Source organism: Bosea sp. ANAM02 (genome assembly GCF_011764485.1).
In the GTDB taxonomy this organism is placed as follows: Bacteria; Pseudomonadota; Alphaproteobacteria; order Rhizobiales; family Beijerinckiaceae; genus Allobosea.
On record NZ_AP022848.1, the window covers coordinates 4208553 to 4225638 of the forward strand.

The 17086-nt window shown below is 64.9% G+C and carries 15 protein-coding genes and 1 tRNA gene; 6 read left to right on the plus strand and 10 right to left on the minus strand.

The annotated features are described in order from the left end of the window. Window positions 1-35 precede the first annotated feature (35 nt). Window positions 36-1031: a 2-hydroxyacid dehydrogenase gene (locus OCUBac02_RS20120; RefSeq protein ID WP_173048141.1), complete on the plus strand. Its 996-nt coding sequence runs from the start codon at window positions 36-38 to the stop codon at window positions 1029-1031. A gap of 160 nt (window positions 1032-1191) precedes the next feature. Here the strand turns inward: OCUBac02_RS20120 and OCUBac02_RS20125 are convergent, their stop codons facing one another. Next, complete coding sequence (locus OCUBac02_RS20125; RefSeq protein WP_173048143.1) at window positions 1192-1908, minus strand: HAD family hydrolase; 717 nt, start codon at window positions 1906-1908, stop codon at window positions 1192-1194. A 21-nt stretch (window positions 1909-1929) separates the two neighbouring features. After that, the gene (locus OCUBac02_RS20130) at window positions 1930-2934 is read right to left on the minus strand and encodes a complex I NDUFA9 subunit family protein (protein ID WP_173048145.1); all 1005 of its coding nucleotides are present in this window, start codon (window positions 2932-2934) and stop codon (window positions 1930-1932) included. 287 nt (window positions 2935-3221) lie between these two features. Here OCUBac02_RS20130 and OCUBac02_RS20135 point away from each other — a divergent pair. Both OCUBac02_RS20135 and OCUBac02_RS20140 read left to right on the plus strand, forming a co-directional pair. Beyond that, a tRNA-Leu gene (locus tag OCUBac02_RS20135) sits at window positions 3222-3308 on the plus strand. Between the two features lie 131 nt (window positions 3309-3439). Further along, window positions 3440-5023 carry a tyrosine-type recombinase/integrase gene (locus tag OCUBac02_RS20140; RefSeq protein WP_173048147.1) on the plus strand — a complete coding sequence of 528 codons (1584 nt, stop codon included), beginning with the start codon at window positions 3440-3442 and terminating at the stop codon, window positions 5021-5023. Between the two features lie 220 nt (window positions 5024-5243). On the opposite strand, the gene OCUBac02_RS20145 is transcribed toward OCUBac02_RS20140, so the two are convergent. The 3 genes from OCUBac02_RS20145 to OCUBac02_RS20155 form a co-directional block, all read right to left on the minus strand. Next, complete coding sequence (locus OCUBac02_RS20145) at window positions 5244-5669, minus strand: helix-turn-helix domain-containing protein (protein ID WP_173048149.1); 426 nt, start codon at window positions 5667-5669, stop codon at window positions 5244-5246. A gap of 92 nt (window positions 5670-5761) precedes the next feature. Further along, window positions 5762-6262, minus strand: a complete 501-nt coding sequence (rnhA, locus tag OCUBac02_RS20150; protein WP_173048151.1) for a ribonuclease HI — start codon at window positions 6260-6262, stop codon at window positions 5762-5764. Window positions 6263-6337: 75 nt separating this feature from the next. Next, window positions 6338-7627 carry a hypothetical protein gene (locus OCUBac02_RS20155; protein ID WP_173048153.1) on the minus strand — a complete coding sequence of 430 codons (1290 nt, stop codon included), beginning with the start codon at window positions 7625-7627 and terminating at the stop codon, window positions 6338-6340. On the opposite strand from OCUBac02_RS20155, the gene istA reads away from it, so the two are divergent. Together istA and istB are read left to right on the plus strand one after the other, a co-directional pair. After that, window positions 7586-9112 (plus strand): IS21 family transposase, encoded by a 1527-nt coding sequence (gene istA, locus OCUBac02_RS20160; RefSeq protein ID WP_173043570.1) that lies wholly within the window; start codon window positions 7586-7588, stop codon window positions 9110-9112. The two genes, OCUBac02_RS20155 and istA, sit on opposite strands and share 42 nt — an antisense overlap. Continuing rightward, window positions 9094-9822, plus strand: a complete 729-nt coding sequence (gene istB / locus OCUBac02_RS20165; RefSeq protein ID WP_173043572.1) for an IS21-like element helper ATPase IstB — start codon at window positions 9094-9096, stop codon at window positions 9820-9822. The genes istA and istB overlap by 19 nt, the downstream gene beginning before the upstream one ends. Before the next feature lie 139 nt (window positions 9823-9961). Here istB and OCUBac02_RS20170 read toward each other — a convergent pair whose 3' ends face one another. The 3 genes from OCUBac02_RS20170 to OCUBac02_RS20180 form a co-directional block, all read right to left on the minus strand. After that, window positions 9962-10249: a hypothetical protein gene (locus tag OCUBac02_RS20170; protein WP_173048155.1), complete on the minus strand. Its 288-nt coding sequence runs from the start codon at window positions 10247-10249 to the stop codon at window positions 9962-9964. Window positions 10250-10254: 5 nt separating this feature from the next. Beyond that, window positions 10255-10779, minus strand: a complete 525-nt coding sequence (locus OCUBac02_RS20175) for a hypothetical protein (protein ID WP_173048156.1) — start codon at window positions 10777-10779, stop codon at window positions 10255-10257. Between the two features lie 312 nt (window positions 10780-11091). Beyond that, window positions 11092-11775, minus strand: coding sequence for a hypothetical protein (locus OCUBac02_RS20180; RefSeq protein WP_173048157.1), 684 nt, complete (start codon window positions 11773-11775; stop codon window positions 11092-11094). Window positions 11776-11870: 95 nt separating this feature from the next. Here OCUBac02_RS20180 and OCUBac02_RS20185 point away from each other — a divergent pair, with 95 nt between their 5' ends. After that, a complete protein-coding gene (locus OCUBac02_RS20185) occupies window positions 11871-12545 on the plus strand; it encodes a recombinase family protein (RefSeq protein WP_173048158.1) in 675 nt (224 codons plus the stop codon). 191 nt (window positions 12546-12736) lie between these two features. Here the strand turns inward: OCUBac02_RS20185 and OCUBac02_RS20190 are convergent, their stop codons facing one another. Continuing rightward, complete coding sequence (locus OCUBac02_RS20190; protein ID WP_173048159.1) at window positions 12737-15913, minus strand: type I restriction endonuclease subunit R; 3177 nt, start codon at window positions 15911-15913, stop codon at window positions 12737-12739. Further along, window positions 15913-17067: a restriction endonuclease subunit S gene (locus OCUBac02_RS20195; RefSeq protein ID WP_173048160.1), complete on the minus strand. Its 1155-nt coding sequence runs from the start codon at window positions 17065-17067 to the stop codon at window positions 15913-15915. The genes OCUBac02_RS20190 and OCUBac02_RS20195 overlap by 1 nt, the downstream gene beginning before the upstream one ends. Window positions 17068-17086 lie beyond the last annotated feature (19 nt).

The window sequence follows — 17086 nt, forward strand, 5'->3', positions numbered from 1 at the left end:
GGGCCGATGCGGCCAATGACGGAGGGGTGACCGCCATGTCGAAGAAGAAGCCCTTGGTGGTGGTGACGCGCAAGCTGCCCGCCGTCGTCGAAACCCGCATGCGTGAATTATTCGATGCGCAGCTCAACATCGACGACAGGCCGATGTCGCAGGCAGCCCTGGTCGAGGCGGTGAAGACCGCCGACGTACTCGTCCCGACCGTCACCGACAAGATCGACGCCGCCGTGATCGCGCAGGCCGGCGACCAGTTGCGCCTGATCGCCAATTTCGGCAACGGCGTCGACAATATCGACGTCGCCAGCGCCGTGCAGCGCGGCATCACCGTCACCAATACGCCGGGCGTGCTGACCGACGATACCGCCGACATGACGATCGCGCTGATCCTGGCCGTCGCGCGCCGGATTTCGGAAGGTGCGCGCGTCATCCCGGATGACGACTGGGCCGGCTGGTCGCCGACCTGGATGCTCGGCCGCCGCATCACCGGCAAGCGCCTCGGCATCGTCGGCATGGGCCGCATCGGCCAGGCATTGGCAAAACGGGCCGCGGCCTTCGGCCTGTCGATCCACTATCACAACCGCCGCCGGGTCGATCCGCGCATCGAGGAGCAGCTCGACGCGACCTATTGGGATTCGCTCGACCAGATGCTGGCGCGGATGGACATCGTCTCGGTCAACTGCCCGCATACGCCGGCGACCTATCACCTGCTCTCGGCGCGCCGCCTCAAGCTGATGAAGCCGGACGCGATCCTGGTGAATACCGCCCGCGGCGAAGTCGTCGACGAAACGGCGCTCGCCCGCATGCTGGAGGCAGGCGAACTCGCCGGCGCCGGGCTCGACGTGTTCGAGAGCGAGCCTGCGGTCAATCCGCGCCTGCTCAAGCTCGCGCGCCAGCACAAGGTCGTGGTCCTCCCGCATATGGGTTCGGCCACCCATGAAGGCCGCGCCGACATGGGCGAGAAGGTCATCCTCAACATCAAGACCTTCATGGACGGCCACAAGCCGCCGGATCGCGTGCTGCCCAGCATGCTCTGAGGAGCACGTTTCTCACCCCGTTGTCATTCCGGGCCGCGCCGCAGGCGCGAACCTGGAACCCACGACCGGGTGTGTCTTAAATGGCGCGCGGCACGGACTGTCTCACCCGATTGTGGGTTCCGGGTTCTTCGCCGCGCGAAGCCCCGGAATGACAATCGGGTCAGTTGAGCGGCGATCCGGCAGGTAGGCCGGCAGCTGAGGCCGCGCGCAGCCCCGCGAGGCGCGCCGCTTCAGCCGGCCATTCCCTAAAATCGTCGATAACGCCAGCCGCGCCAGCGGCCAGCAGGCGCTCGCGCATGCGCCCCTTGTCATGGGCGACGCCGGTGAAGCCGGCGACCTGCATGCCCGCCGCCTTCGCCGCCAGCACCCCCGGCACCGAATCCTCCAGAACGAGGCAACGCCCGGCCTCGGTGCCCATCTGCGACGCCGCGAACAGGAAGACATCCGGCGCCGGCTTGCCGCGCGCGACCTGCGAGGCCGAGAAGACATGCGGATCGAACAGGTCGATCAGGCCGGCGAGCCCGAGATTGCGGCGCAGCGGCTCCAGCACCGTCGAGGAGGCGACGCAGCGGCGCCCTGCCATAAGGTCCAGCGCCTCGCGCACGCCGGGCAGAGCCCGCAGTTCGCTCTCCAGGCGCAGGGCGACCGCATCCTCGATGCGTGCCTCGAAATCATCCGGCAGAGGTCGCCCGAGCGCGCCCTCGATGATCTTGATGCCGTCGGCCCAGGGAATGCCGACGAGCTGATCGACATAATGGTCGAGCGTCCAGTGGCTAAGCCCGACCTCGTGGCACATGGCGAGGCTGACCTCGCCATAGAGCGTCTCGGTGTCGATCAGCGTGCCGTCGCAATCATAGATGACGAGATCGAACGACACGGGGCGTGCTCCGTCAGCCGCTCAGCGGGCCTGGAGGGTGTCGAACTGGCCGGTCTTGCGGAAGCGCCAGAGATAGGAGGAGATCACCGCCTCGGACGAGGTCGGCGCCAGTCCGAGCCCGGCGAAGTCGCGGCCCTCTGCCCTGGCCTCCGCCGAGACGACATTGTCGCTCTCGAGCAGCGTGACCTGATCGCGCGTCATCACCAGCTCGTCGGGAATCAGGCCGAGCGTCAAGGAATCGGCGACCTGCAGGACGCTGCCCATGATCCGGGCCAGCGGGAAGGGCAGCGGCGCGAGCAGGCGCTTGCGGCCGGTCACCTTGCAGACCTCCTCGACGATCTCGCGCAGGCTCTGCACCTCAGGCCCACCGAGCTCGTAGACGCGGCCACCCTGGACCGTGCCGTCGACGGCGCGGGCGACGATCTCGGCGACATCGCCGACGAAGGCCGGCTGGAACTTCGTCGCGCCATCGCCGACCAGCGGCACCACCGGCAGCATGCGGGCGAGCGAGGCGAAGCGGTTGAAGAACGTATCCTCGGGGCCGAACATCACCGACGGGCGCAGCACGACCGCGCCCGGCACCGAGGCGAACATCGCCGCCTCGCCCTCGGCCTTGGAGCGGGCATAGATCGAAGCCGATTCGATGGAAGCGCCCAGAGCGGAGACATGGACCAGCCGCGCGATACCGGCGGCGGCGCAGGCCTGGGCGATGGCACGCGCGCCGTTCGCCTGCACGGCCGGGAAGCTCTGGCGACCCTGCTCCTGCATGATGCCGACGAGGTTGACGACGGCGTCCGCGCCCTTCACCGCGGCGGCAACCGAGACGGGATAGCGCAGATTGGCCTGCACGGCATGAATCTGGCCGACGGTGCCGATCGGCTGGAGGAAATTGGCGAGGTCCGGCCGGCGCACGGCGACACGCACCCGGTAGCCGCGCTTGACGAGCGCGCGCACGACATGGCGGCCGACGAAACCGGAGCCGCCGAAAACCGTGACGAGTTGCTGGGCCGGGGCCTGGGAAGCCATCGCGAAAGCTCCGTTTAGAATGCTTCTGCCCTCCTAGATCATGTTCCGCCAAAGTGGAAATGCCTTTTGCGCCCGGCGCCTCCGATATCCCGGCCCCTGCGGCGTTCCGCCCTACCGGCCGATGCGCCCCTGCCCCTGTCTGGCGCGAATCCGCCGCTTCCGCGCTGAAACGGCCCAATCCGCCACACCGCGCGAAGGCGGTTTCCACAGCACCGCAACAACAAATTCATTTCGCCGCGACAGGGCCGTTGACAGGACGACTCGGCCCCCGTAAACGAACCGCCGTTGCCCAGGTGGCGGAATTGGTAGACGCACCAGCTTCAGGTGCTGGCGCCTGCAAGGGCGTGGAGGTTCGAGTCCTCTCCTGGGCACCAACATTTCTTGAAGGCTACCAACTTCAAGAGCTTAGCGGAAAACAAGGGGTTACACCTCTCGCCCTGGTACACAGGGGAGGTACACCGTGGTGATGTTGACGTCGCGCCCTTGGGGGCACCCGGAAACGGGGATGTGGTATTTCCGCGGGCGTGTTCCGGCTGAGCTGAAAGACAAGCTCGCAGGCCAGAAGCTGACGCTCAGGGTCGGCGGTGCGGACCGCACCATCGTCGTTCGGGACATCATCAAGGTCTCGCTGGGGACCAAGGATGTGGGCGAGGCAAAGACCCGCCATGCCGCTGTCCAAGCGCAGCTCCAAGAACGCTGGGCGACGGCGAAGAAGGCCTCGGTCTCACTGACGCATGAAGAAGTCCTCGGACTGGCGGGCCGGGCCTATCGCGAACTCGTGGCCGAGTTCCGTTCCGACCCCGGTGAACCTGAAGGGTGGGACGCCTACGCCGACCAGCTCGCCGAGCCTTTCGAGCACCTGGACGAAGAGAGCGACGGGATCACCAGTCCGCCTTATGACCCGAAACTCGCCGGTCGCCTTCTGACGAAGCTTGTCGACCTCGATGAGGTCCTGGGGATCAGCGGACTGGAACTGGAGGAGCACTCGCGCCTGAAGCTTCTCAGGGAGATCGCCTGGGCCAGGTTGCAGGCAGCCCGAACCCTGATGCGGTTCGCGACTGGCGACTACCGCCCCGACAAGATCGCCGAGAAGTACCCGGCATGGCGTTCCCAAGCAGTCGCAGAGGTCACCAAGGCCCGTGGCGCCGGTCGGTTCGAAGACCTCATTAACGGCTGGGCCAAGGAGAAGGCCCCACGGCAGGCCACACTCGATCTGTGGCGCAGCTACATCGCCGAGTTCGTCACCTTCGTCGGGCATGACGATCCCAGCGCCATTCGTCGGCAGGACGTGGTCGCTTGGAAGCAGAAGCTGTTGGACGACGGGATGAGCCCGAAGACCATCAACGACAGCAAGCTTGCCGCGCTCAAGGCCGTCCTCGGCTGGGCCGCCGAGAACGAGCTACTCCGCGAGAACCCGGCCGCAAGGGTGGCCGTGAAGCGGTCCAAGAAGCCTGGGGAGCGGATGCTGGGCTTCAGCAAACAGGATGCCTCCACGATCCTCCAGGCAGCCGCACGGCAGACCAGCCCGGTTTATCGCTGGGTTCCCCTCCTCTGCGCCGGATCAGGTGCGCGGGTGTCCGAGGTCTGCCAGCTCCGAGCTGAAGACATCGAACAAGTGGAAGGCGTCTGGGTGATGCACATCCGGGCCGCCGCTGGGTCGGTGAAGAACACCAACTCCGAACGGACGGTGCCGCTGCACCCTCTGGCCCTACAGGCCGGCTTCTGCGCTTTCGCGAAGCAGAGGGATCAAGGGCCGTTGTTCTTCGATCCTACGCGCCGCAGGGAGGGGGCCAAGAAGCCCCAGGCGAAGATCGTGGCGAAGAACGTGGCCGCATGGGTCCACAAGCTCGGGATCGAAGTCGGCCGCAAGGAGCACCGCAAGGACCCCAATCACGCGTGGCGCCACCTCTTCAAGACGCTCGGACGCGAAGCCGGTGTCCAGGACAGCGTCCTCGATGCGATCACCGGCAACGCACCGCCGACGGTCGGTCAGGCGTATGGTGAGACCTGGCTGACCACCGCCGCTCGGTCCGTGGCCCTCATCCAGCTACCGGGCCTGAGCAAGGGGACCGCGCAGGCCGCCGCATAGGGCTGCGCTACCATCCTGCGGTCAGGAGCCCTACCAAGACCGCGCTGACCTCAACGGCCTGTGGCAAGCCGCTGAACCGAGGTTGGCCGCCACTCACCGAAACAACAAGGGGTAGAAGAGCCAGGTGGCGACTAGCACAAGGCCTCCGATTGCCCAGATGCGGGCGGGGAGGCCTCGTGCGGCCATCTTGAAGTTGGCCCAGTGGAATTCGAGTTCATCATTAGGGGGCTCGCGCATGTTGTCCCCCATGAAGTGCGACACGGTGTTGATAGTCCGGGTCGTCGAGAGCGAGGCGGGACAGCTGTTCCACCAGCCCCGTAAGGTCACAAACCTCGCGCTCGCCCCCGTCGGAAGGCGTCTCCTTCACCTTCTGCAAAAGCCCGAGCTGGCGCAGCCGCTCCACTGACCTCTGAACGGTCCTAGTCTGCACGTCCATGCGCTTGGCGATGATGCTGGTGCGAGGAAATGGGCGCTGATCCGCGTACCACCAGTGCATCGTGATGTTCAGGAGCACGACCAGGTCTGTGGGCGAAAGGCCCAGCTTGACCTGGTTCTTCAGCAGCAGGTCCGGGACGAGCTGAAAGCCAGCGTGGCCAGCAGCGCCCCACTTCTCAACGACCCGTCTCGTCTCAGGTTGATTGCTCATGGCCGCTCAAAATGCATAGACTGTGATATAAAACAAGATATCTGTTTATTTGTGCGACATGAGCGTCGCATTTTCTTCCAGTCCGCGGCGCCCTACAGCGGCTTGAACCCGAAGCGGCTTCCCGGCACCCACCCGTTGGCGTCGGCGGCCTTCTGCGCCTCGGCGTTGGCAAGGCCATCTACACGCTCGTTCAGTTCGTGCCCCGCATGCCCCCGCACCCACGTCCAGGTGACCTTACGCGCGGCCGCCAAGGCCTCCAGACGTTCCCAAAGGTCCTGGTTCAGGACGGGCTTCTTGGCCGCGGTTCGCCAGCCGCGCTGCTTCCATCCGGGCAGCCACTCCGTGATGCCCTTCACGACATACTCGCTATCGCTGTGGACGACCGCCCCAAGACCTGCCGGGAGGGCGTCCAGGGCCATGATGGCCGCGGTCATTTCCATCCTGTTGTTCGTCGTGCTCTCCTCCCGCCCGACGATGACCTGTTCGGCGTCGCCGATCTGGATGACCGCAGCGTACCCGCCGGGCCCAGGATTTCCGATGCAGGCGCCATCGGTGAAAATGAGCGCGGGTCCATTCGAGGTCTGGGTCGACATGTCCTTACCGTTACCAGTTATGCTGAGGCGACTTCGGGGGGAGGAAAGGAGGTTCAGCGTAGGGGCGTACTTGGTTCAATGCACCCCGGTTACCTCGACCAGGACTTCCACCCCCAAGACCTGCTTGAAGCTCTCCCGCAAGGCGTCAACCGCAGGCCGGCTCCTGCTGGCGGGTACGATGAGGCTGTCATGGACCGGGAGTGAAGGTGTCCCATCCTTCAGCAACGCAAGCATGGTCCTGATGACCACCTCGCTCTCGGTGAACATCAGGTCGGGCCAACCGAGCCCCTCTTCCCCGGCACTGCCCAGAACGGGATACCGGCCAAGCAGCCTCTCCCCAACCGCCCTGACCGGGTAGTCCTGTCCGAGACGACGTCCTGTTCGGGTCGCATAGTCCCTGACCTGCTCCTGCGGCCATCGCTGCAGCGACTTCTCGGCCCCGAAGGTCGCCACCAGCCAGCCCTTGACGACTTCTCGCGGAACTCCCTCGATATCATAGGGGTCGGCTTCGAATTCCGGGCGGACACCCAGCTTCCCGTGCAGGATCGTAAGGTACGAGGCCTTGATGTCGATCTCGACGACCTGCTCTCCGTCGAAGCGCATCGCCAGCCTGGAGGCCTTGCTGAGGGTCTGATAGTTGCCCGGGCCAGTTGAGTATAGGCGCCCGCCCTTGTCCCAGTTGAAGCCCGGCTGGTCGCCATGCTCGAACTGCCGGACGAAGCCCTGATGAGAGCCGCCTGTGATCTCCACGCCTCGCAGGAACGCGTCGATCTGCCGTACCTGGTCACCGAGCAACCACACCTCCGGCCTGTCCGGTACGACCAGCCGCCCTCCTCTGACCTTGACCCGACCAACCCGCCCGGACTTCGCCTTCAGGACGATGACGCGGTTTGGTGGCGGTTGACGGAAGTGATCTCGTGCAGCCCCAACGATCACCCCGTGGTCGGCCGCGATACCCAGCAAGGACGTGGTGGCCCGGAAGCGGGACGCTCGCCCTTGGCCCGACACCACGCCATCTCCCCAGTCGAACCTTCTCGGGTCGTAGAAGCCGGTGATCTTCTCGACCAGCCCCAGAGTGATGAGGGCCTCCAGTGCGGCCTTGAACGGGCGGTAGGCGACCGGACCACCCGAGAAGGAATTTGCCTGCGTGGAGCGGTAGACCAGAGCACCTTGACCATCGCTCGGGGGATGAACCAGGAGATCGCCGAGGATTGTGAGATCGCCTGCAATGTTGGCCCCGTGAGGGGCGGTTATCGCTTTGAAGGTTAGCCCCCCTGTTATCGGCTGCGGCTGATCCTTCCGTCTTTTCGGAAGGGTCCGGGGATGACGGGTGTGGAGACGATCGGTCGGATCCGGTTCGAGCATTTCCAGAACGGCAAGGGGATCAAGCGGATCGCGCGGGAACTCGGCCTCGCGCGCGACACGGTTCGCAAAGTGCTCCGCTCCGGCGCGACCGAGTTCATCTACAAGCGCGAGGTCCAGCCGCGGCGGAAGCTTGGAGCCTGGGTCGATACGCTGACGGCGATCCTCGAGGCCGAAGACCGGCTGCCGCGGCGCGAGCGACGCTCAACGATCCGGCTGTTCGAGGAGCTGCGCGGGCGCGGCTACGACGGAGCCCATGACAGCGTCCATCGGTTCGTGAAGGCCTGGCGTGCCGATCGCGCCCGGCTGCCGGCGCAGGCCTTCATTCCGCTGCGCTTCGATCCCGGCGAGGCCTATCAGTTTGACTGGAGCCACGAGGCGATCGAACTCCACGGGCTGCCCGTGGTGGTGAAGGTCGCCCAGATGCGACTGGCCTATAGCCGGATGCCGATCGTGCGCGCCTATTTCCGCGAGACGCAGGAGATGGTCTTCGACGCGCATGACAAGGCCTTCGCCTTCTATGGCGGGGTCTGTCGGCGCGGCATCTACGACAACATGAAGACCGCGGTGGAGACCGTCTTCGTCGGCCGCGCCCGGGAGTACAACCGGCGCTTCCTTCAGCTCTGCTCGCATCACCTCGTCGAGCCGGTGGCCTGCACGCCGGCGGCCGGCTGGGAGAAGGGCCAGGTCGAGAACCAGGTCGGCACGATCCGCGATTTGCTGTTCCGCCCGCGACCGAAGGTGAAGACGCTCGACGAGTTGAACGCCTGGCTCGCCGACCAATGTGTCGCCTACGCTCGGCGGGCCAAGCATCCCGAGTTCCGCGATCGGTCTGTCATTGAGGTCTTCGAGGAGGAGAAGGCGCGGCTGATGCCGTATCTGGGCCCCTTCGCCGGCTTCGTCGAGAAGCCGATGCGGGCGACCACGACCTGCCTGATCACGCATGATCGCAACAAGTACAGCGTCGATGCCCGAGCCGCCGGCCGCGCCGTGCTAGTGCGCGCCTATGCCGACCGGATCGTTGTGTTGCTCGATGGCGAGACGGTCGCCGACCATCCCCGCAGCTTCAAGCGCGATCAGGTCGTCTATGATCCCTGGCACTATCTGCCGGTGCTGATGCGCAAGCCGGGTGCTCTACGCAATGGCGCGCCGTTCAAGGACTGGGATTTGCCGGCGCCGCTCACCGTGGTGCGTGAGAAGCTGCGGCGTCATGTCGATGGTGACCGTCAGTTTGTGAAGATCCTCGGCCGCGTCCCCGAGGACGGCATTGCCGCTGTGGCGGAGGCCTGCACCGAGGCGCTCGCGGCCGGCATCGCCAGCGGCGACGTCGTCATCGCGATCCTGGCGCGCCGTCGCCAGCCGCCTGTTCCAGCCAGCATCACCACACCCAACGCCCTCAGGCTCAAGACCGAGCCGGTCGCCGACTGCGCCCGATACGACAACCTGCGCAAGAGAAGGGAAGCCTCGCCATGGAACGCCACCAACTGATCGAGGCGATGACCAGCCTCAAGCTCTACGGCATGCGCGCCAGCTTCGACGAGATCGCCGGCAAAGGCCTGAACCGCCGCGAGGAGATCTATCCCCTGCTGGCGAGCCTGATCCGCGCGGAGCTGACCCATCGCCAGTCGCGTTCAATCAACTATCGCATCAGCGGCGCCAGATTCCCGGTTCTGAAGGATCTCGATGCCTTCATCTTCGACGACACGCCGGTGGACGAGGGACACATCCGCGAGCTCGCCACCGGCGAGTTCATCGACGCCAGGCGCAATCTCATCCTGATCGGCGGCACCGGAACGGGAAAGACCCATCTCGCCATCGCGATCGCCGCCGCCGTCATCCGGGCGCGCGCCCGCGGCCGCTTCTTCAACCTCGTCGACCTGGTCAATCAGCTCGAACAGGAGAAGGCCGCCGGCAAGAGCGGACGCATCGTCGAAGCCCTGCTGCGCCAGGATCTCGTCGTCATCGACGAGCTCGGCTATCTGCCCTTCAGTCAGGCCGGCGCGCAGTTGCTCTTCCACCTGATCAGCAAGCTCTACGAGAACACCTCGATCATCATCACCACCAATCTCGCCTTCGCCGACTGGCCCCAGATTTTCACCGACGCCAAGATGACGACTGCGATGTTGGATCGGCTCACGCATCACTGCGACATCATTGAGACCGGCAACGAGAGTTGGCGCTTCAAGAACCGCGCCTGAACGCTCCCGAGACCTTCGCGAGCTGGACGCCGAAATCGCCCCGGCCCAGCAACCCTGACCAGCTCAGCCGGGGCGATCCCGGCACGTCCGACCAGGCTTGCAGGGGGGCTAGCCTTCAATGCGATAAGGGGGCTGCCCTTCAACGCGATTTGACACCGAGGATGGCTCCGACGGCCCTGCAGAAGCCCTGGAGGTCAGCGGCCCTCCTCCTACGTCGACGGGAACCGCCCGCCTCCTCGTGACCCAGAACGCGGTCCACGATGCTGGCCACGAGTGCTTCGGCCTGCTTGCTCTCCGGGACGTAGGCCAAGGTTGCCATCGGGGCAGAGAGGAGATCGAAGGCATCGGGCACCGCAGGCGTCGTCGTACGCTCGGCGGGTCCAGCGGCGTCGACGTCGATCTGACCTGTGGGGTTCTGGCGGCCCACGGTCCTCACTTCAGGTCTGCCAGTGCATCCTGGAGTTCTTGGCGTCGCCGGTCTTCGGCCTCGCGGTCACGCACCTCAAGGCGTGCGATCTGGAGCGCGGGCCCTCCGAGAACCTTGATGATCCAGTCGGCCATAGTCTTGACCACACGGGGCGGCAGGTCGCGGTAGACCCTCTTCGACCGGCCACTGCTGTCGTCGAAGTAGACGCCGATGTTCATGTCGGCCAACGCCCGTACCCGACGAACCAGCTGGCTGCGAAACCCTTCGTTTGAGCGAAAGCGCCTCGGCTCCTGGTCCCACATCATGACCATCGCCAGCACCGTCTCGATGGCCTCCTTGGGCTCCACCGACGTCGTCAGCTTGACGATCTCCTGGGCAGCGCGGCGTTCATGGGCTGCCCCCGGACGGCCCTGCTGGTGAAACGCTAGGACGCTCTGGGCTTGCCGCCCAAGGTCCTGCCAGAGCCCCTCCAGGAGGCTCCAGACTGGGTTGCCGATGTTCTTGCTAGCCCGTGCCCGTACACGCTCCACGTATGGCGCTAATTCCGGCTTGGTGATCGCGGCCTGGTCGACCGACCCGTGCCGACGAAGTCGGGCCCGGTGGACGTTGCAATAGTGGCTGAAGCGCGTGGCGGTTGGAGAGGTACAGCCAGGAGCGCGGCATAGGCGATGCGAGAACGTCAAAAACTTGTACCCGTAGGGATGAAGACAGAGACGAAAAAGTATTTCCACGCCGGCCGCTTAGAACGACCCACCGGCTCCCGCCGTCCTACCTCCCCCTCCTACGCCGGGCAACGCGCCCTTGGTCGGTCAGGAGGTCGCAGAGGGGCGGTTGTGACAGCACTACGCTCGGCGCTGCTTCCGCTCCTGGCGGCCGACATCGATGGCCTGCGACAACGTCAACCAGGAATTGGTGACGGTAAAGGGGTGCAGTAGTACCTCGGCATTGCTCACGTCGACCGTCTGACCGCGGACCACGAGGTTACCGGAGCCTCTCGCAAACTCGTCCTTCACGGGGAACAGCCCATCGCTGGGCAGGCGCAGGATCGCACCTCTGGCTGGATCACCGTTCGCTCGCATCAACATCCAGTTGTTGGCCTGGCGCCAGGTCTCAGTGAAGAACACGCCACTCGCGGTATGTTCGGACGACATCTCGAAGCGCCAGTTCTTCGCATGCCTGCCGGGGGCAAGTCCTTCCCTAGCAATCCCGACCAGCCTGCTCTTCAACGTCCCATGGAAGAGGTGGGTCCGGCGCGGCACGGTGCCCCTGCGGAGACCTTGAAGCGCCTTCGTCACCGCCTCTCGGGGAGATAGGGCGTCACAGACAATTGCGCTCTCCGAACGCCCCAGCACCACATCAAGCATCTGAAGAAACTCGTCACCCAGCCTTCCATAGGCGCAACGTTGCCGGGCCTCCTCCAAGAGGGCCGCATTCCCGTCGATGTCATGCGAAGGATCATCAGCAGCCAAAACGCATTCGGTGATCAGCTCGTCGTCTGCCAGAGCGGCGAGAATGTTCGACGTCACGGTTCCTCCCAAGGGCCTTTGCGCCTCGTCCGAATGCCGGGGCCTTGTAAAACCCGCTAACGCTCGTTAGAGGAATTTGCAAGGAGAACGTTGACATGTTCCGCCGCTTCATCGCCTACCGCCGCGTTAGCACCGAACAACAGGGCCGCAGTGGCCTAGGCCTGGAGGCGCAGGAAGCGGCCGTCCAAGGCTTCCTGGCCGCGCAGGGGAGCCAGGCGAAGCTCCTCGCGACCTACACCGAGATCGAAAGTGGCAAGCGCGATGATCGGCCCGAACTGACCAAGGCCCTGGAGCATGTCCGCTTGACCGGTGCGACACTGATCATCGCCAAGCTCGACCGTCTGTCCCGCGACGCCCACTTTCTCCTGGGACTGCAGAAGGCCGAGGTAGATTTCGTCGCCTGCGACATGCCCAGCGCCGACCGCTTCACGGTGGGGATCATGGCGATGCTGGCGCAGAAGGAGCGCGAGCTGATCTCGGAGCGCACCAAGGCGGCCCTGGCGGCGGCGAAGGCGCGAGGCCGGCGGCTTGGGAACCCGAACGGAGCCGCCCATCTCCGCCCCTATGGCAACGCCAGGGCCATCGAAGCCGTTCGCCTTGACGCACAGGAGCGGGCCGAACGGCTTCGGCGGATCATCAACGAACTGCGCTCGTCTGGCGTGACCTCGGCCAACGGCCTCGCCAAGGCCCTGAACGAGCGACACGTAGCGACCGCCCGTGGTGGCACCTGGACTGCCCGGAGTGTCCTCAACGTCATGGAACGCCTCTGAGGTCGAGGGCCAGGCCATCCCGCCCTTCGATCTGATCATCCACGGCCTCCCAGCGGCTTCGGTGCAGTGACTGCACTTTTGGGCAGGGTCCGCGCCGGCACCCCCCATACGGGGGGAATTCCAGAAGCGCTCGATAGATTATGGCCGCTCGAATTTTTCCCGGAAAAGTACCGGCCCCCTCAGCGGAGGTCTCATCGCGCCGCAGCAGTACCCGCGCCTGCCTGATACCGGCTGAACACGAACTGCCAGACGGCATCGACCTTCTCGTTCCAGACCTCCTCCGGATAGGGCTCTTCAGGGAGGTCGTTCAACGCGAAGCGGATCGTCGACTGAACCGCGGCCCGGGGTTGAGGCCGCAACTGCCACTGGTTCACGCCCAGCAACTCCTGGAGCTTCTCCAGCAACTCCCGGGCCACCCTCTTCACCTCGACCTCCTGGGCCCTGGTGAGCTTCGGCTCGGGCTTGCTGAGGAGGTCGAATATGGCGAGTTCATCCTCGCTCAGCCCTTCGCGAGCCGCACGGCGGTCCTCATCGTCCATCTCAGCGATCAAGTTCTTCAGTGCGGCGAAGAAGGTCTCTGCGTCGAGCGTGCCGAGGTTGTACTCGTCGACCAATCTCTCGAACTTCTCGACGAGGTGAACCCGAGTTGGGTTCTTCGCGGCCATGTCATGGGCCTTCCTCTCGGCCGCCGTCTTGAGTTGTTCGGCCGCCGTCTTGGGCTGGCTGGCGAACAGTGTCGCGAGCTTCTCGAAGTCGATGCTGGATAGGTCGACCCGCCCTCCGGCCTCATCGCCATCGATGATGGGCGCAGTGATCGCGACGCCCTGAACTCGCTCGTCCAACAGAGCTTCGATCTTTGCCGAGATCGCGGCGATGTCTACTGGACCCAGCTTGCCCCGAACGGCCTCTGCAAGGACGTGAACGGCCGCCACCGGCTTGAGGTAGGAGGCCGCCCTCTCGTCCGGCAGGAGGGCCTTGTAGGCCCGCGTGGTGGCTCCAGCGAGGCGGAAGAACTCCCGTCGTCGTTCGTCGGGTGCGATGAGGGCCTCGACCCCCTGGCCGATCAATGCCAGCCGCGCCAGCTTGTCCACTGCAAGGATGGCGTCGATATCGACCCCCACGCCCGTGCAGAAGGTTCGCGCTCGCGCCAGCGCCTCATCCAGCACAGCAACCAACTCGTCCTTGTTCCGGATCGGAGCGCCGCCGCCCTGCTGCCCCGCGTAGATCGCGAGAGCCTTCTGTAGGTTCAAGAAGACGCCGACATAGTCGACGATGACGCCTGCGCTCTTGCCCGGCGCCCGCCTGTTCGCCCGGGCTATGGTCTGCATCAGCGTGTGGTTCTTCATCGGCTTGTCGAGGTAGACCGTGCTGCAGGTCGGCACATCGAAGCCGGTGATCCACATCGCGCAGACGAAGACGAGCCGGAGGGGATCGTCCGGGTCCTTGAACTTGCTCTCCAGGTCCTCCTTCTGCATCCGCTCGCGATGGGGAAGGATGTCGAGGCCCTTCGCCTTAAGGTCCGCAATCTCGTTCTGCGACTGGCTGACCACCACCGCCATGTCGACCCACCGCATCCACTCCAGGCGCTCCGCAAGGGCACCACGGGCTTCTTCAGGGACCCCCGCCACTCGCGCTTCTTCGGCCGCCAGCAGTGCCGACCATTGCGCCTTCACCTTGTCGTGCATGCGGACCGCGGTGGCCTTGTCGATGGCGACGAACATCGCCTTGCCGAGGTAGCCACGCGCCGCGAAGTGGCGAACGAGATCGGCAGCCACCTGGTCCAGTCGGTCCTCGCGGGTGATCAGATGGTACTGCCGGGCGAACTCCCGCTGCAGGCGCTTCTCCTGGTCTTCGTCGAGGGCGGCTTCGTCGAGGAGGTCATCAAGGTCGTCGCGAAGCTCCTCCGCGTCGAGCTGCAGTTCCGGCTTCCGTGCCTCGTAGTAGAGGGGCACGGTGGCGCCGTCCGCGATGGACTGCGCGAAATTGTAGACTGAAACGTAGTCGCCGAAGACCTCGCGCGTGCGCTCCTCCTGGCCCGCGATCAGCGGCGTCCCAGTGAAACCGATGAAGGCCGCATTCGGGAGCGCCCGGCGCATATTGGCGGCGAGCTGGTCGTACTGGCTTCTGTGGGCCTCGTCCGTAATGACGATGATGTCGCTGCGCTCCGACAGCACCGGCATCAGCTCGCCACGCTCGACCGAGAACTTGTGGATCAACGTGAAAACGTATCGCTCCTGGCCGGCAAGCAGCTCTCGGAGATGAGCCCGGCTCTGGGCTTGGCAGTCGTCTACATTCTTGGTGAGAGCCCCGACGGACGCGAAGGTACCGGCGATCTGCTCGTCCAGCTCCTGCCGGTCGGTGATCACGACAAAGGTCCAGTTGCCACCTACGCGGCGTAAGGCCTTCTCGGCGAACATCACCATGGACAGGCTCTTGCCGCTGCCCTGGGTGTGCCAGAAGACGCCGAGACGGCCACGGTTCTGGCCGATTTGCTCGATTGCCTCGATGGCGCGGTTAACGCCGAGCACCTGATGATACTTCGCGACCACCTTCCGCAACCCGCCGCGGGCATCGTCGAAAAGCAGGAAGTTCTCGACAAGGTCGAGGAAGCGAGGCGGTTCGCAGGTCGCCCGCAGGAGGGTTTCCATCGCCACGCTCGCGGGACCCTCCTCATCCAGCTTCTTCCATGGCGCGAAGCTTTCGAATTCCGCGTGGCCCGCCCCCATGAGGGCCTCAAGGCCATTGGAGAGGATCGTGAAACCGTTGAACTCGAAGAGCCGCGGGATCGTGTCGCGGTAGTCCCGCAGGTTGGCCTCGTAGGCTTCCTGAACGGGCTGCATCGGGGCCTTCCACTCCACGAGCAGGAGCGGGATGCCGTTGACGAAACCGACTGTATCCGGCCGACGCTTGTAGAGGTCGCTCTCGATCCAGAACTGGGACGCGAGGAAGAAATCGTTGCTGGTCGGGTTAGTCCAGTCGACCAGGACTACGCGCTCGGGTTTCAGCGAGCCGTCTGGCTGCCGCACTTCAATAGGCACACCGTCGCGCAGGAACCCGTACACCTCACGGTTAGCCGCCACTGGGAGCATCGCCGAGCGGTCGGCCGTGAGCGCTCTCTCGGCCTCGCTGAGAGCCGCCTTGGGCAATGCTGGGTTCAGGCGTCGTAGTGAGGCGCGGAGGCGGGCAGGCAGGATCACCTCGCGGAACGAGAGGCGCCCTGTGGCGTTCTTCGCCCCTACCTCTTCCTGCATAAGGTCGCCGTGCTGCCACCCGAGCGATTGCAGCAGTTCGACGGCCGGCACCTCCACCACCGCCTTCTCGCTGGCGATGGAGCCGGATAGCGAGGGCGAGGCGCCGGCGGGCCGCATTAGGCGGCGGCCTCAAGTTCGCGTTCAACCTCGTCGAGGGACAACTCTCCCCCGATCAAGCGGGGGTGCAGCAATGTACGTGAGGCGATCAGCGCTTCATTTTGCTGGGCGAGCCGGAAGGACAGCTCCCGCATAGGTCTGACTAAGCGACCAAAGCTGGCCTGAACCTCCGAAGGCGGTTCGACCAACTCCACGTCCGCAATACGGGCCCGACTGAGTTCGGTTTGCCCCGTGGCACCTGCGCCTAATCTCTCGAACATCGGCTCCAGGCGTAGGAGCGCCAGACCGAAGAAATCTCGATCCACGTGGGCTGCCGGCCTGACGATGGTGACGTGTGTATCCACCGTAAGACCTTCGAGGACAGCTTCGACCTGCGCGACGCGTCCAAGAGTGCCGACGCCGGTTGAGTTCACGAGAACATCACCAAGCTGCACCAGCTTATCGACCGGAACAGCCTTGCTCTGCGTTCGAGCAGAAGTAAGGGACAGGCGCTGATCCCGAATGCACTTCTGGTTAATCACGAGGGTGGTGGCGGCCTCATCGTACCGTGGAGCTAGACCCCGCGAGATATACGAAGTTAGCCCTGCAACCTGACGGAGGGACCAACCTTTCGGCACCGCTCCCTCGGCCGTGTCGACCATCGGGAAGCCGTCGTGCCCCGGGAAGCGGAACCGAACGAACCACTCGTTGAAGAGCCTCCGGGCCATCTCCTCCAGCAGCGCGATCCGCCGACGATTAACCTCGATCAGGTCATCATAGGCGCCGAGGATGGAGCCGATGCGCTCCTGGACCGCAAGCGGCGGTGTGGGAATAAGTAGTCGCTGCGCGTCAGGTACTCGCATGTGGGCGACGGTCGATCCTGCCCCCAGAGCCTGGATTTGCCCCTGTAGCTCCGGTCCGAGCAGTGCGTAGAGAAGAAAGCGATTGTCGACGTACTTCGGATTGGCGCGATACGACATCAGGCGCTGACCCAAGAAAATGCCTTCGTCCTCGCGCAGCAACCCAACTTCTCCCAGCGGCGCTTCTCGCGTCAGGATGATGTCCCCACGTCGCGGTACTTGCCGCCTGGTCCATTGCTGATAGGTCGCCTCTTCGACGTACCTCACCTCGGACAAGTTGACGAAGCCACCTTTCACGTTGGTCGTGCGGATCATGCGGAAAGGCGTCGGTCCC